Source organism: Vibrio sp. Vb1554 (assembly GCF_033344235.1).
Map to the genome: position 1 here is coordinate 18,033 of NZ_JAWPOJ010000023.1, position 14,993 is coordinate 33,025.

Here is a 14,993-nt window from a genome sequence, read left to right on the forward strand (position 1 = left end):
CGCCGAACTGTACAAATTTATCTTGACCTTGGAGCTTACTCTAAGGTTTATCCTTAGCAATAGGTAAATCACCGATACCAATAAGGAAAAAATTATGTGTACAAAACATCAAGGTTGCCAATCTAGCAAAATCAAAACTGCGGTGCCGCTTGGTGCAAGCGAGTCATGCTGTGCGCCAGTAAAATCTTCCCTCAATATCTCTCAGGCCAGTGTTGATGTTTCTGAAAGCTCTTGCTGTAGTGGAGGAGGCTGCAGCGTTGACACAGGCGAGGAAGACGATCCCACAAGGGAGAGTAATTCCTCCGTTCGGAACGCTTGGCTTGTGTCAGGTATGGATTGCCCATCTTGTGCGCAAAAGCTTGAGAAAGCCATTACGTCTTTACAAGGCGTCAGCCAAGCCAAGGTTTTGTTTGCAACAGAAAAACTGGTCGTCGATTTTGATGGTCTAGAGCTGATAGCTACGATAGAGCAGACAGCCCAAAAAACGGGTTTCCCGCTCTCTTCACTGGATGCTCCAAAACCAAGCACTACAAAGAAAGGCTGGCTTGGCGTCATAAGAGACAACATCCAAATTCTCTCGATTGCTGGTGCAATGGCTACTGCGGCAGTAATTTCTAAGATCGACCCTCAAATAAGCGCTTGGTTATTCACTTTGACGTGTTTACTTGGTTTATACCCAATCGCGCTCAAAGCATTTAAGTTGGCGCGTAGCGGTACGCCTTTTGCGATTGAAACGTTAATGAGTGTAGCGGCGCTCGGCGCTTTATATTTAGGTGAAACCGCCGAAGCCGCAATGGTGTTATTGCTTTTCCTTATTGGTGAAAAGTTAGAAGCATATGCATCATCTCGCGCGCGAAGCGGTGTCCAGGCGTTAATGGACTTAGTCCCAGAAAATTCAATTTTAATAATTGATGGTGAACGTAAAGAAGTACCAGCTGCTCAGCTTAAACCAGGGGATATCATAGAAGTCGCCCCCGGAGGTCGTTTGCCTGCCGACGGTGTTTTGCAAGATGCGCTTGCGAGTTTTGACGAAAGTGCGTTAACGGGAGAATCTGTTCCCGTTGAACATCAAACCGGTGGCAAAGTGATGGCCGGGGCTGTGGTTGTCGATAAAGTGGTTCGCTTACAGGTGACTTCCCGTCAGGGCGAGAATGCGATAGACCGAATTCTTCATTTGATTGAAGAAGCAGAATCCCGTAAGGCACCATTAGAACGCTTTCTTGATAAATTTAGCCGTTGGTATACGCCGCTAATGATGCTGGTGTCTCTGATGGTTATCGTTACGCCGCCATTACTATTTGCCCAACCGTGGGAAACGTGGATCTATCGAGGACTCGCCCTGCTGTTGATTGCTTGTCCATGTGCATTAGTCATTTCAACGCCTGCGGCGATCACTTCTGGCTTGGCGGCAGCTGCTAAGCGGGGCGCATTGATCAAAGGTGGTGCGGCGCTTGAGTTGCTTGGCAAGGTTGAGTCTGTCGCATTTGATAAAACTGGGACACTGACGCAAGGTAAACCAGAAGTGACTGATGTCTTTGCTTTTGATATGGATGAAGACAAGTTACTTAGCCTAACTGCGTCAATCGAGGTTGGTTCAAGTCATCCTCTAGCGGTTTCTTTAGTTACCAAAGTGCAAGAGCAGGGGCTTACTATTCCTGAAGCGTTGGATAAAACCGCGCAAGTAGGCTCTGGTGTCACTGGTTACGTCGATGGAAAAATGGTCCAAGTGGTCACGCCTTCAAAGGCAGACTTTCCACTTTCTCAGGAAGCCATAGAGCAAGTAGTTACGTTGGAACAACAAGGTAAAACGGTTGTCATTGTTCGTTACGATGACGAGGTCATTGGCGTGATCGCATGGCAAGACACATTGCGCTCAGATGCCCAGCAAGCCATCGCAATGTTGAAGGAACTTGGGGTCACGTCGGTGATGCTAACGGGTGACAACCCGAGAAGTGCAGAAGCAATGGCAAATAGAATAGGCTTGGATTATAAAGCGAGTTTGTTACCTGCAGACAAGGTGCATTACGTCGAGAAGCTATCACAACAACACACCGTTGCGATGGTGGGAGACGGTATCAATGATGCTCCAGCCATGAAAGCTTCGAGTATCGGCATTGCGATGGGAGGCGGTACGGATGTTGCGCTCGAGACTGCTGATGCGGCGTTAACACACAACCGTTTGATTGAGCTACCTGCCATGATAGAACTGTCGCGTGCGACGCTAAGTAACATTCGTCAGAATGTCGCGTTAGCGCTAGGTTTGAAAGGTGTATTCTTAGTGACAAGTTTACTTGGTGTTACTGGGTTGTGGGTTGCTGTATTAGCCGACAGTGGTGCAACAGCACTGGTGACATTGAATGCGTTGAGATTACTTCGTTTTGAGTCCAAGCAGATCAAATAACTGACCTAACCATTGATCCCACTCATTAATAGCCCGAGGCATTCGTGTATCGGGCTTTTTTTAACCGTATTCACCTGATGCGATCAGACGTTTTTCTCGTCCTTGAAATCACGCATTGCTATGCAACAAAATGATCTAATGCCCCTTAAAGTGTGATCAATACCAGTTTTGTTTGAAATTTCATTTTCATTACATTTTGTCATTGTGATTGTGATCACTCTATGTTGGTGAAAGGTTCGCTACAGTGCATCTGTACCCAATAACTGATTAATGAGCTTATTGTTCATAAAATAAGCCACAATAAGGAGCGACTTATGTCTCAAGCTGTATTCCATTTAGGTGTTACTGAAGCTGATCTTAATGGTGCGACTCTAGCGATCATTCCTGGTGACCCAGCGCGTGTTCAAAAAATCGCAGAACAAATGGAAAATCCAGTATTTCTAGCAAGCCATCGTGAATACACGCTATACCGTGCAGAGCTAGACGGTAAACCTGTTGTGGTTTGTTCTACAGGTATTGGTGGTCCTTCTACCTCTATCGCAGTTGAGGAATTGGCACAGCTTGGTGTTCGCACTTTCCTACGTGTTGGTACAACGGGTGCAATTCAACCGCATGTAAACGTGGGTGACATGATCGTAACGACGGGGTCAGTTCGTCTTGACGGTGCGAGCCTACACTTTGCTCCTATGGAATTCCCAGCAGTTGCTGACTTTGAAGTAGCAACCGCAATGAAAGCAGCGGTAGAAGAGTCTGGCGCTACAGTTCACATGGGTGTGACTGCATCAAGCGACACGTTCTACCCTGGTCAAGAACGTTACGATACGTTCTCTGGTCGTGTTGTTAAGCGTTTCCAAGGCTCTATGCAAGAATGGCAAGACATGGGCGTACTTAACTTCGAGATGGAGTCGGCAACACTGCTAACAATGTGTGCGAGCTCTGGTTTAAAAGCGGGTTGTGTGGCTGGTGTTATCATCAACCGTACACAAAAAGAGATTCCAGATCATTCAACTCTGAAAGAAACGGAAGCGCGTTCAATTAAAGTGGTTGTAGAAGCAGCGCGTAAAATGCTTTAAGCCGCTATAGTTGGCATTTAAACAAACAGAAAAAACCAGAGGCTAACCTCTGGTTTTTTTCTACTTATAGAAATGCGTACAGCTAAAATTTAGGTATAAAAAAAGCAGCATTAATGCTGCTTTTTATCGTTGTGAATTTTAGCTTTTCTTAATGGCACTATATCTCGTCTGAACCGCCCGCGTCTTTAAACCAAGCAGTTAAGTGCGTTCTTAAATCTTTAAGCTCATCAGGGCCAATCAGGGCTAGCCCTAAGTCTTCAGCACGAGTAATGTCATTGTGACGAAGAGGACGGAAGCTCACCAACATTGCGCGCGCTTGTAAGCCACCTAATAGATCGCGAAGCGATTCTAACTTATATAAAGTATCGTCGCCGTCATCTCTCATGCCTTTGGTTTTGCATTCGATGATGTGCAGCTTGTTGTTTACAACTGTTGCGACATCTAACTCATTGCGTACTTCACTTTCACCAAGTTTGCGATAAACCTGAACATTTAACGATCGATCTTGGATCGTCGGCATGGTGTCTTGGATTTGCTTCACGGTGCTGTGAACCAAAGTTTCTAACCACTCACCGTTTGAAAAGCGTCGAGCATCTTCATCTGCAAACGTTAAAACGCCATTCTCATAGGTGGCGATTTCTGCTTCTACTAAATCTGAAAGCAACATGTTGAGCTCACGGTAGCCCTGCTGTTTTTCGGAGAGCTCGACATCAAGCTTTTGTTCTTTGCGGCATGTGGTTGCAAGGTAGTTAAGTGTTGCTAGACCTGGCCCAAGCTCAAGCGCATTTGAGGCCCATCGTTCACCAAGTTCATACAATTTTTTATCAAGAAGAGGTGGTAAATCAACGTGGTGAAACTCGCCGCGTGCACCAAAGATAGTGAGGTAATCTGCAATCGTAATGTGATCTTCGACTTGGGTATCTTCTTTGCCATCAGGGTATAACCAACAAAGCTTATCGCTACTAGGCTCAACCACAAAAATTGGCCAGCGATAGGTACGGAAAACTTCGTACACCGACAACAAGCGATGACGAAGACCACAGCTCGCGTTCAATTTTACATCTTCGCCGCGTTCATGGAGATCTTTTGCCAGTTTTTGAATTGCTTGTTTGATCAGAGATGTATTAACAGCGGATGGAATTTCAAAAAATTCAGAAGTAATTTCTCGTTGATCTAAAACGGCACTCAGTCGGTCAAATATATCTAACTGGCTCTTGTCTCCGATGAAGACGATATGTGTGCTTAGCGTACGATTATCTAATAGAGGAGTGACCAATCTCACTGGGTCTTGGTCGATAATACCAACATGAACAGCCATAGATTTTCCTTTTTATGAGGCCGCTCGAAAAGAGTTGTGCAAGGGGATGAGCTGGCCTTATTAATCATATGTAGACATGGCCGACAAAAAACAAGGGCGACTTAACAAAAAGTCGCCCTTATACAGTTGATTGCACTAATTAATGCTCTTAATTATAAAGTATTTATAACTTAAATCGGTGGACCAATTCATTTTGCTGATGAGCCAAGTGGGTCAGTGATTCACTGGTTTGTGCGATACTCGACATGGCTTGGAAACTTTCATCGGCGATGTTGTTAATATCTTCAATGCTGCGAGCAATGTCTGTTGATGTTTCACTTTGCTCTGCTGCTGCTTGTGAAATGTGCGTACTCATTTGGCTGATTTCGATGATTAGCGCCTGGATCTCTTCCATTGAGCTGTTCGCTTTTGATGCTTGCTCAACCGACATCTCCATATCGCTCATACAGCTTTGTATGACTTGGTTCGCCGATTGCGAGCTAGATTGCAGATTACTGATCATGGATTCAATTTCAGTGGTTGATTGAGTCGTTCTTGATGCGAGTACTCGTACTTCATCTGCCACTACCGCGAAGCCGCGACCTTGTTCACCAGCGCGAGCCGCTTCAATTGCCGCGTTCAATGCCAGTAGGTTGGTTTGCTCCGCAATGTTGCGGATCACATCAAGGATAGACCCAATTTGACCACTCATCTTTTGTAGCTCAGAAACTGCGGAGACCGATTCGTTCAAACGTGTTTCTAGTTGATTAATGGTTGAGATGTTACTGCTCATAACATTTCTGCCTTCTTCAGAGGCAGATTCGACGCGTTGCACCATTTCTAGCGAGCCTTGCGCACTTTGCGCGACTTCCTGCACTGAATGAGACATTTCTGTCATCGCGGTAGCGACGTTTGCCGTTTGTTCGCGTTGAGAGCTCAATTTAATTTGTGCTTGCGAAGAGGTGCGTTCGTTGGTTGTCGCGGTTGACGATAGGTTTTCTGACGCTTCGTTGAGTTTCACCAAGATCTCGTGAAGGTTGTCGGCGAGTGAGTTAATGTGTCCACTCACACGGCTGAATTCGTTGTTATAGCGAATGTCGATACGCTGTGTCATATCACCTTCAGTCAGGCTTTCTAACACTTTTAGAATACGAGTCAACGGTTCGCGAACGCTTTGAGCGATGTGGTAGCCAATCGCTGTCGCGAGTAAAACGACAATAACGCCAATGATGATGGCTTTCGTTACACCCGCCGAATATATGTCACCTGCGTCTGCCAATGATTCATTGAGCTTATCTGTTGCGGTTGTCGTGAATTGCTCAAGAATCGCCATGGTTGAATCCACTTTATTTGCTAGGTTGGCGATATTGTTATACAAAGCGGCGCGAGCATTGAGGTAATTATTATGTTGGTCTAGCACACCGCCACGCATACCAACGTCACGAGTAAATTGCTCTACAGATTCGCCAAAAGCTTTTTCTAGCTCAGGAAGCTGAGTCACCAACCCGCGGAATGCGTAATTCAAGTGCGTTACTGCTTTGCGGTTTTTAGCTACGGCTTGCGTAACAAACTCAGGGTTGGAACTGGCGAGGGCATCAGAGGTAATTACTTCGGCATCTTTTAACTTGATAAAGTAGCTCTTTGCCATGACTTTGACAGAAATGCTGGTTTGATCTGCCACATATTCTTTAAGACCAACCGAAAGTTCGGTATTCAGTTTTTGGAAGCGGCGTGAGGATTTTTGCACTTCTTCTTGAGCCGCAAACATTGCTTCGTAGTTGTCCATGGCCTCTAGAGCTTCTGTAAAATAGCTCTGCTCTAACGTTTTTAACTGAGAAAACGGTTCGGCAAGAGAAGGGTAGATTTGGCTTGCGGTTTTCAGTTGAGCCAATGTGGATTCGAAGCGCTGTTGAGATCTAGCAAATTCCTGACGCATTTCATCCATGCGTTGTTTATTCTCTGTTGTCAGGAAGTCTTTAAATGATTTGTCGGCAGAAAGCAGCTCAACACTGGTTTGATTAGATAACGATACCAACGGTAGGGATGATTTAGAAACCGTGCCAAATTTTCCGTGAATAGCACTCATTCCTCCCATCATAATGGCAATTGTGACGGCAAATAGGATGATGATCAGTGCAAAGCCGGCATACATCCTTTTAATAACTGAACCTCGCATAAGTGAGCTTCCTCTCCCAAAAATAGACAAGCTACCCAAGCATTTTTGAGTTTACTTGGGTATAAAAATAATAATTGTCTTAAAAAAGTAACAAAATTCATTGGATTGTATTCAGTTTGTGACGCGCATTTTATGACGCACACGACAAAAAAAGCTTCGTTAATTAGCATTTGATTAATAATGTTAAGTGAACACTGTTTTTATTGAGCTCCGCTTTTGGTTGGCGCATACTAATTGGGGTCTAATTACGTTTATAAAATGGAGTCCTCATGGCGGAAGAAACGATCTTTAGTAAAATTATTCGCAAGGAAATCCCTGCCGATATCCTTTATCAAGATGATTTGGTGACTGCGTTTCGCGACATTAACCCTCGCACACCAAGCCATATTCTCATTATTCCGAATAAACTGATCCCAACAACGAATGATGTAGAAGCTGAAGATGAAGCAATGATGGGGCGTTTGTTCACTGTTGCTAGAAAGTTAGCGAAAGAAGAAGGTATTGCTGAAGACGGCTATCGCCTGATCGTTAATTGTAATCCACATGGTGGCCAAGAGGTTTACCATATTCACATGCACCTACTAGGCGGCCGCCCTCTAGGTCCAATGGTATTGAGCTAAGCTTTTAAAAGTGGGTGGTGATTCACCCACTTCTTTTTCCTGTCGAATGACACATTTGTGGAGATAAATGTGAAACTAGGTGTAAAGCTGTTAGGGCTGATGAGCTGGGCTTTAATGGCCTCTGGCTGCGCGAATTTATCTGCGGGCAATCTGTTTAGCCATTACAGCAACCAGAATCAAGAAGTTTATCAAGCCGTTGTTGCAGGGGAATATGCCAAAGCAAAACAACTTCAATCAAGTGAAGTGGGTGGCGAGATACTTGGCAATTTTGAAAAAGGTCGTATCTCTTTTCTTGCTGAAGATTACCTAACAAGTTTAAATGCGCTAGAAAGCAGCGATCGTGCTGTACGTGTTCAACAAGATCGTGCGACGATATCTGTGTCAGACACGGCAACGAGCGTCGGCTCTCTCGCAGTGAACGACAATCTCCAAGACTATCATCCCGCCGATTACGAACTTGGCTTTTTGCACCTGTATCTAGGACTAAATTACTTACAGAAAAACGATTTAGAAGGGGCACTAGTTGAAGTGCGTCGAGCTAATCAAGTTCAGGAAGCAGCAAGAAAGGCGCGTGAAAAAGAGCTAAAAGCAGCAGAGAAAGACCTTAACAAGCAAGGCATGTCTGCCAATTTAGGCAGTGTGTTAGCGAACTACCCTGATGCTGGTAAAAAACTAAGCGCGGTACAAAATGGTTATCTGTTCTATCTTTCTGGCTTGTTATATGAAGCGTCGCGAGACTTAAACAGTGCTTATGTTGATTACCGACGAGCACTCGCTGTAATGCCAGACAACAAGCAAGTTGTGGAAAGCACCTTATACGCTGCTAAGAAGCTGGGCATGCGTGAAGACTTGCGCATGCTAGAGAAGCGGTATGGTAAAGCACCTTCTGGATTAACTCAGTCACAAGGGCGAGTCATCGTTATTGATGAGCAGGGTGTTGTTGAGGCGATGAAAGGGTGGCGTATTGATTTACCAATTTACGACAGTCGCGATAATGGCGCGATTTATTCGTTGGCGCTTCCTTATTATCAGAACCGAGGTGCTCAACGTTTTAGCGATGTTGTTTTAAATGGTCAGATATTGCCTTCCAGTACGCTGACTGATGTTAATGCGATGGCGCAAAACGATCTTAATGAACGTCTTACTACAATAGTGATCCGTCAAGCTCTTCGTGTTTGGGCAAAAGATCGAATCCGAAAAGAGGCGGCGAAAAAAGGCGATGATGTAGGCAACATACTTTTCAATGTATGGAACACATTGACCGAACAGCCAGATACAAGAAGTTGGCAAACATTGCCAGCGCAAGTGAAAACGGCTTCAAAAATCGTGAAACCGGGAACACAAAGTTTAAACTTGGGTGATCAAACCTATCAGTTTGAAGTGCCTGCACAGCAGACTACATTGGTATGGGTATCTCGTCAGGGAGCACACTCAACCGTGTGGCATAAACAGCTAGGGAGACTGTAATGAAAGCATGGCTTGTTTGTTTAGCAATGGCTATTGGTTTAGTTGGATGCGCCGAAAACACGGCTGGTATTCGAATTGATGGCCAAACGCAAAAAGTATTTTTTAATGATAACGTTTTAGGTAGTCGCTTATTAGTTGACAACATCACCACCACTTACGTTGATGATCGCCCACGAGGAGTCGTGCTGCTGAGTAGCAATTACAAAGGTGATCAGCACATTCTTTACCGATTTTATTGGTATGACAACAATGGTTTAGAAGTGAATACCAAACCTGGTCCGTGGCGAAAAATGATTGTGCGCGGATTTGAGCAAGTCACGTTATCTGAAGTTACTGTGAATCCAAATGGCACAAAATTCCGTGTGCAAATTAGAGAAGCACAAGACGATTAATCTTAACGGCTCTGCCGAAGCTGCCGCGCTAACGATGCGCTGGTATTGAAAAACTAAGGAACTCTCATGAAAAAAAGTATTATTGCTCTTTTAGGTCTTGCCGTCATTTTAGGTGGCTGTTCTAACAAAGTCTCTTACGGCGATGCGCAAGCAACAGAAACCACGACTATCGATTTTGGCTCAACAGATTTACAAAAAATCGCGGCTGAAATGGTGGATAGCATGATGATGTCGGGCTCTGTAGCAGCAATTACTCGTGACCAACGTCCTATCGTTTTTGTTGAGCGAATTAAGAACAAAACCAGTGAACATATTGACACTGAATCCATTACTGACACGATCTCTACTAAGATGTTGAACTCAGGTAAGTTCCGTTTTGTTGATATGGATCGTGTTGAGTCTGTGCGTGAACAACTTAACTTCCAAAATACGGATGAGCTTGTTAACCAAAGCACAGCGATCCAATTTGGTAAAATGGTTGGTGCTCAATACATGCTTTACGGCAACCTATCTAGCATTGTGAAAAATGCAGGTAGCGATAAAGATGTATACTACAAGATGACCATGCGCCTAATGGACCTAGAAACAGGTTTGATTGAGTGGGCGGATGAAACTGAAATTCGTAAAGCGCAATCTAAGAGCCTATTCGGTCTTTAATCGAACAGGGTGGAGAAGTCATCAATGGCATGGTTTTCTTGGCAACAAGCAAAACAGTTAGATCCGAGTCTTAACGCTCTCGATGGCTTCTTTACGGAGCCTCCGGTAAAACTACAAACTGTTACCGGGGGGCTCACCAACCGTTGTTGGCGGTTGGAATCTTCTCAAGGCCTTGCATACATCTGGCGACCGACCAGTCATGTCTGCAAGGCTTTTTCAATTTCTCGTCACAGTGAATATCAAGTGCTGAATGCAGTCTCTTCATTGGAAATTGGCCCCAAGCCAGTTTTTATTCATGAGCAAGGGTTGCTGGTGGAATGGATAGAAGGAGAGGCACTGACGGAGTCAGGCTTAGCACTAAGCGATTTATTATCCATTGCGGCGAAGATTCATCAATATCCGATAAGCGCAATTCCTTTGGTTCCATTTTCATATATTTCTCGCATCGATCATTATTGGCTTGAGCTTGATGGTCAGTATGTGGGTACGGAGTTTGAGGCTTTGTACATGAAGTGGAGCACGGAACCGAACGTTGCACCTGTTCCGCTTGCCCTATGTCACTTCGATCTGGGGTGTTACAACCTAGTGCGAGGGGAGAGTGGGGTGAAAGTCATTGATTGGGAGTATGCCGGGATTGCTGACCCTAGGCTAGATTTGACCTTAACTATTCAGGTCGCGAATGCGCCTGTGGAAGAAGCGGTAAAGCAGTATTGCCAAATTCGAGGTATCGAAGATGTGTCTCTTTGGCTGAGAGGTGTACACGCTTGGCAACCAAGAACCTTGGTGATGGCGATGCTCTGGTATCTACTTGCCTATAAATTGTGGGGAACTGAACAATACTTAAACAGTGCGTATGAGTTGAAAGGCTCATTGTGTATGGAAGATCACTGTTTTGAGAACTCGTGATATTTTCCCCTTTAACAGTAAGGAAATAGTGGTAGTTTTAATAAAAGTACCAGATACACACAGGGAGAGGTACACATGATTATTTACTTACACGGCTTTGACAGTACAAGCCCGGGTAACCACGAAAAAGTTCTTCAACTGCAATTTATCGACGACGACGTTCGTTTTATCAATTACAGCACCCTTCACCCAAAGCACGACATGCAACACTTGTTAAAAGAAGTGTCTAAAGTTATCGATCAATCTGATGACCCAAACCCATTAATCTGTGGGGTTGGTTTAGGTGGTTACTGGTCTGAGCGAATTGGTTTTCTATGCGGTATCAAGCAAGTGATGTTCAACCCGAACTTGCACCCAGAAAAAACGATGGCTGGTCGAATCGATCGCCCAGAAGAGTACGAAGATATCGCAACAAAATGTGTTGATCAGTTCCGAGCGAAAAATCAAGCTCACTGCTTAGTGATTCTCTCTAAAGATGATGAAGTGCATGACAATTCGAAAACGGCAGCTGAGCTAGAAAAACACTATCAGATCATTTGGGATGAAACTCAGTCTCATAAGTTCAAAAAAATCTCTCATCATTTACAAGCGATAAAGGCATTTAAAAATACTTATTAATGTTGAGTGTAGACAGTAAAGCGGCGTTTTTATCGGCTGCTTTGCTGCGATTCCTTCTCTTGAGTATGCCGAGCCACTGTCTCTTTGAAAGGCACATTTTCTTGGTTTAACGCTTTGAATATTGTGTTCTCCTTACCGTTTTCTTACTTCCCTCCTATGTAGCACGAACACCTTGTTGTAGAGTAGTCGAAAAGTAGTCAATCCATACTCGTTACACGGATTTTGGTTGCCTTCAAAGTTGGTCTCTATATAATGAACCGGACTAAAATAATTTGATAAATATCAAAAAAAATTGAGAGCGAGTAATAAACTTGCCCAAAAACTTCTGGCGTCGTATGCGTACCAGATAAACATGCCAAACCCTGACAAGTCATTGATAGATAAAGAATCAAAGTGGGTGGTAGTTTTTTAATCCAAGTAATTGAGACACCTCTAAGAACCAAGAATTCATCGGTTGGATGGATGCCACAAATGTTTGTGAGTCATGCATCGAGCTGAACCCCATATATTCATTTTTGTAGAGGAAAATCATTGTGACACGCATTATCGTTGTAGGCGGCGGTGCAGGTGGTCTTGAGTTGGCAACTAAGCTTGGTCGAACTCTAGGTCGCAAAAACCGTGCGCAAATTACGCTAGTCGATCGAAAAGCGAGCCACTTGTGGAAGCCATTATTGCATGAGGTTGCTACAGGTTCTTTGGACGAAGGAGTAGATGCACTGAGCTATCGAGCTCATGCAAAAAACCACAGCTTCGACTTCCAAATGGGTAGTCTTCAAGACATCGACCGTGAACGTAAAGTGATCATCTTAAGTGAGCTTAAAGACGAACACGGTGAACTTCTTATGCCAAGCCGTGAGCTAGAATACGACATTCTAGTGATGGCGATTGGCTCGACATCAAACGACTTCAACACGCCTGGCGTTCGTGAAAACTGTATTTTCCTAGACAGCCCTGAGCAAGCACACCGTTTCCGTACAGAAATGAACAACGAGTTCCTAAAGCTGCACGCGAAAAACGGCAACGGTACGGTCGATATTGCGATTGTTGGTGCTGGTGCAACTGGCGTTGAACTATCAGCTGAGTTACATAATGCTGTTAAAGAGCTGCGCACTTATGGCTTCGGTGATCTTGATTCTAGCAAGTTGAACGTCAATCTGATTGAAGCAGGTGAGCGTATTTTACCAGCGTTACCTCCACGTATTTCTTCTGCTGCTCATCAAGAGTTGGTGAAGTTGGGCGTAAACGTGCGCACCGCCACTATGGTGACTAAAGCTGAAAAAGATGGCCTTACTACAAAAGATGGTGAGAAGATCCCAGCTCAAATCATGGTTTGGGCTGCGGGTATCAAAGCTCCAGACTTTATTAAAGATATCGCTGGCTTAGAAACGAACCGTATCAATCAGCTTGTAGTGAAAAACACACTACAGACAACACGAGATGATGACATCTTTGTTATTGGTGACTTAGCACAATGCACCCAGTCTGACGGTTCGTTCGTGCCGCCACGCGCTCAAGCTGCACACCAAATGGCAAGCCAGGCATTTAGTAACATCGTCGCGAAGATCAACGGGCGCGAGTTGAAAGACTATGTATATAAAGATCACGGTTCATTAGTGTCTCTAAGTCGCTTCTCAACCGTTGGTAGTCTGATGGGGAACCTAACTAAAGGGTCGATGATGGTAGAAGGCCGTATTGCTCGTGTCGTTTACATCTCATTGTATCGCATGCACCTAATGGCGTTGCACGGTGTATTCAAAACCGGTCTGATGATGCTCGTCGGCCGCATTAATCGCGTGCTGCGTCCAAACCTTAAGCTGCACTAAGGTTTTAAATCCACTCTGTGTGGATGTGTTGTATCTTAAAAAATGCAGAAGCCACCGCAAGTCGGTGGCTTTTTGTTTATGTTAGATCTGTCGGTAAAAGTGAGAACACAACGCCATCTTTAGGCTTACCCTGAAAAATAAACCGGTTTCTGGCGATGGCTTCTTTTTGTGCACCGACGGACTCAATTAAGGCTTGGCTAGCTTCGTTGTCGGGGTCACAAACAATCTCTAGTCGAGTTAAACTTAGCTTTGCGAAGCAGAATTCTGCTAAGGCTTTAACGGCTTCTTGGGCATAACCTTGCCGTTGATAGCGGTCGGCAACCCAGTAACCAATACTCGCCATATTAAACGTATGATATAACTCATTAACCGCTGCCATTCCAACCAAAGTGTTACTTTGCCGCTCATAGATACCGAAACCAAAAGCCTCAGTTTTGACCCAGTTAAGACGGGTTGCCAACAGAAAGTCCTGCGCGGTTTTCAATGTGACGTTTTTATCACACCAGTCAAGCCATTGGTGCAGCGAAGGGGATTCTGCAAGTAGTCGTTGTAGTGAATGTGCTTCTTCAGCAGGGATGAGCTTGAGCGCTAAGCGGGGCGCAATGATTTCAAAGTCTGGACTCATGAACTAATACGACTTCCATGTTGAGTGTAAGTAAATTGAAAGCTGTCTATTTATACTTGAACGCAGCTATTTTCCTTGCTCTGCGTTGGTTAGGAATAACTGAGGTATAGCAGATAAAAACAAAGCGCAGCTTTGCTGCGCTTTGTCGAACCGCTCGTGCTTATCGAACCCGACGAACTTGAATGATCATACCCATCAACGGGTTATCTAGGTAATGAGTCTCGCTGCTACGCATACGACGTTTTTGATCCATTCGATAACTCTTCAGGAATTTCTCTTCGGTTACTGTCGGCGATATTTCTGCCAAGTTACCAACTTGGACGTTACCATCTACTTCACCTAAGTCATCCGCCAATTGCTCAGTTGAGGTTGGTTCAAAACGCACCTCTCTAACACTTGGTTCGCGCAGATCTAGTGTTGTTTCAGCGAAGAGGTAATGCTGTACGTATATTTGGAATCGACCATCTAGTTCATATAAAGGACCATTGACCGTCTCTTCACTGTAACCGTCGCTGGAAAATGTTTGATTACTATTGCCATTGATTGGGCGGCCATCTGCTTGATAAGAATCAGAGAAATCTCGCCCGCCAACGATGCGGAAAATTGGGGCGCTAGATTTACCTCGGTCACCTTGACGCCAGGCTACGTGTTTAAGCACTTTAAAGCCGGCATGATTATTTAGTGCCGCTTCTTGCGCGTTGAGACGGAAAGAAGAACTTGGCAAAAGCGTCACGCCTTTAGAGCGGCGGTAGGATTCACTCTCTAGGCTACCGACATTTTCCATATCGATTTTTGGCAGTTGATTCGGCCAAGATTCTGTTGTGCTTTCAGCGTCGACTGCTCGCTTGAAAATGATCACTTCAATATCAAATTGGCGCTGTGCCCAAGAGGGCATTGAGACACATAGAAGCAATAACGGGATCAGTATTCTCATTCGA

13 protein-coding genes are annotated in these 14,993 nt (G+C 44.7%); 9 read left to right on the top strand and 4 right to left on the bottom strand.

Annotated features, from left to right (window positions below):
• The first annotated feature begins 94 nt into the window (after positions 1 to 94).
• Positions 95 to 2,401 (top strand): zinc/cadmium/mercury/lead-transporting ATPase, encoded by a 2,307-nt coding sequence (locus R8N28_RS17640; protein WP_053307489.1) that lies wholly within the window; start codon positions 95 to 97, stop codon positions 2,399 to 2,401.
• Positions 2,402 to 2,715: 314 nt separating this feature from the next.
• Complete coding sequence (udp, locus tag R8N28_RS17645) at positions 2,716 to 3,474, top strand: uridine phosphorylase (protein WP_005378479.1); 759 nt, start codon at positions 2,716 to 2,718, stop codon at positions 3,472 to 3,474.
• Positions 3,475 to 3,631: 157 nt separating this feature from the next.
• Here the strand turns inward: udp and R8N28_RS17650 are convergent, their stop codons facing one another.
• On the bottom strand, positions 3,632 to 4,792 hold the full coding sequence (locus tag R8N28_RS17650; protein WP_005378476.1) for a DUF1887 family protein: 1,161 nt from the start codon (positions 4,790 to 4,792) through the stop codon (positions 3,632 to 3,634).
• A 163-nt stretch (positions 4,793 to 4,955) separates the two neighbouring features.
• The gene (locus R8N28_RS17655; RefSeq protein ID WP_065274287.1) at positions 4,956 to 6,947 is read right to left on the bottom strand and encodes a methyl-accepting chemotaxis protein; all 1,992 of its coding nucleotides are present in this window, start codon (positions 6,945 to 6,947) and stop codon (positions 4,956 to 4,958) included.
• A gap of 269 nt (positions 6,948 to 7,216) precedes the next feature.
• Between R8N28_RS17655 and hinT the strand changes: the two genes are divergently transcribed.
• The 7 genes from hinT to R8N28_RS17690 all read left to right on the top strand — a co-directional run bounded on the left by hinT (position 7,217) and on the right by R8N28_RS17690 (position 13,430).
• Positions 7,217 to 7,567, top strand: a complete 351-nt coding sequence (gene hinT, locus R8N28_RS17660) for a purine nucleoside phosphoramidase (RefSeq protein WP_005378473.1) — start codon at positions 7,217 to 7,219, stop codon at positions 7,565 to 7,567.
• Between the two features lie 69 nt (positions 7,568 to 7,636).
• Complete coding sequence (locus R8N28_RS17665) at positions 7,637 to 9,034, top strand: COG3014 family protein (protein ID WP_065274288.1); 1,398 nt, start codon at positions 7,637 to 7,639, stop codon at positions 9,032 to 9,034.
• On the top strand, positions 9,034 to 9,426 hold the full coding sequence (locus R8N28_RS17670; RefSeq protein WP_064353738.1) for a YcfL family protein: 393 nt from the start codon (positions 9,034 to 9,036) through the stop codon (positions 9,424 to 9,426). The genes R8N28_RS17665 and R8N28_RS17670 overlap by 1 nt, the downstream gene beginning before the upstream one ends.
• A gap of 66 nt (positions 9,427 to 9,492) precedes the next feature.
• Positions 9,493 to 10,083 (top strand): penicillin-binding protein activator LpoB, encoded by a 591-nt coding sequence (lpoB, locus tag R8N28_RS17675; RefSeq protein ID WP_005378467.1) that lies wholly within the window; start codon positions 9,493 to 9,495, stop codon positions 10,081 to 10,083.
• A gap of 24 nt (positions 10,084 to 10,107) precedes the next feature.
• On the top strand, positions 10,108 to 10,989 hold the full coding sequence (thiK, locus tag R8N28_RS17680) for a thiamine kinase (protein ID WP_065274289.1): 882 nt from the start codon (positions 10,108 to 10,110) through the stop codon (positions 10,987 to 10,989).
• Positions 10,990 to 11,064: 75 nt separating this feature from the next.
• Entirely contained in the window at positions 11,065 to 11,607 is a 543-nt protein-coding gene (gene ycfP, locus R8N28_RS17685) for an alpha/beta hydrolase YcfP (protein WP_005378464.1), read from the top strand.
• Between the two features lie 533 nt (positions 11,608 to 12,140).
• Positions 12,141 to 13,430 (top strand): NAD(P)/FAD-dependent oxidoreductase, encoded by a 1,290-nt coding sequence (locus tag R8N28_RS17690; protein WP_005378463.1) that lies wholly within the window; start codon positions 12,141 to 12,143, stop codon positions 13,428 to 13,430.
• 76 nt (positions 13,431 to 13,506) lie between these two features.
• On the opposite strand, the gene R8N28_RS17695 is transcribed toward R8N28_RS17690, so the two are convergent.
• Positions 13,507 to 14,055 carry a GNAT family N-acetyltransferase gene (locus tag R8N28_RS17695; protein ID WP_005387823.1) on the bottom strand — a complete coding sequence of 183 codons (549 nt, stop codon included), beginning with the start codon at positions 14,053 to 14,055 and terminating at the stop codon, positions 13,507 to 13,509.
• A 160-nt stretch (positions 14,056 to 14,215) separates the two neighbouring features.
• Positions 14,216 to 14,989 (bottom strand): peptidoglycan binding protein CsiV, encoded by a 774-nt coding sequence (locus tag R8N28_RS17700; RefSeq protein ID WP_005387825.1) that lies wholly within the window; start codon positions 14,987 to 14,989, stop codon positions 14,216 to 14,218.
• Between the last annotated feature and the right edge of the window lie 4 nt (positions 14,990 to 14,993).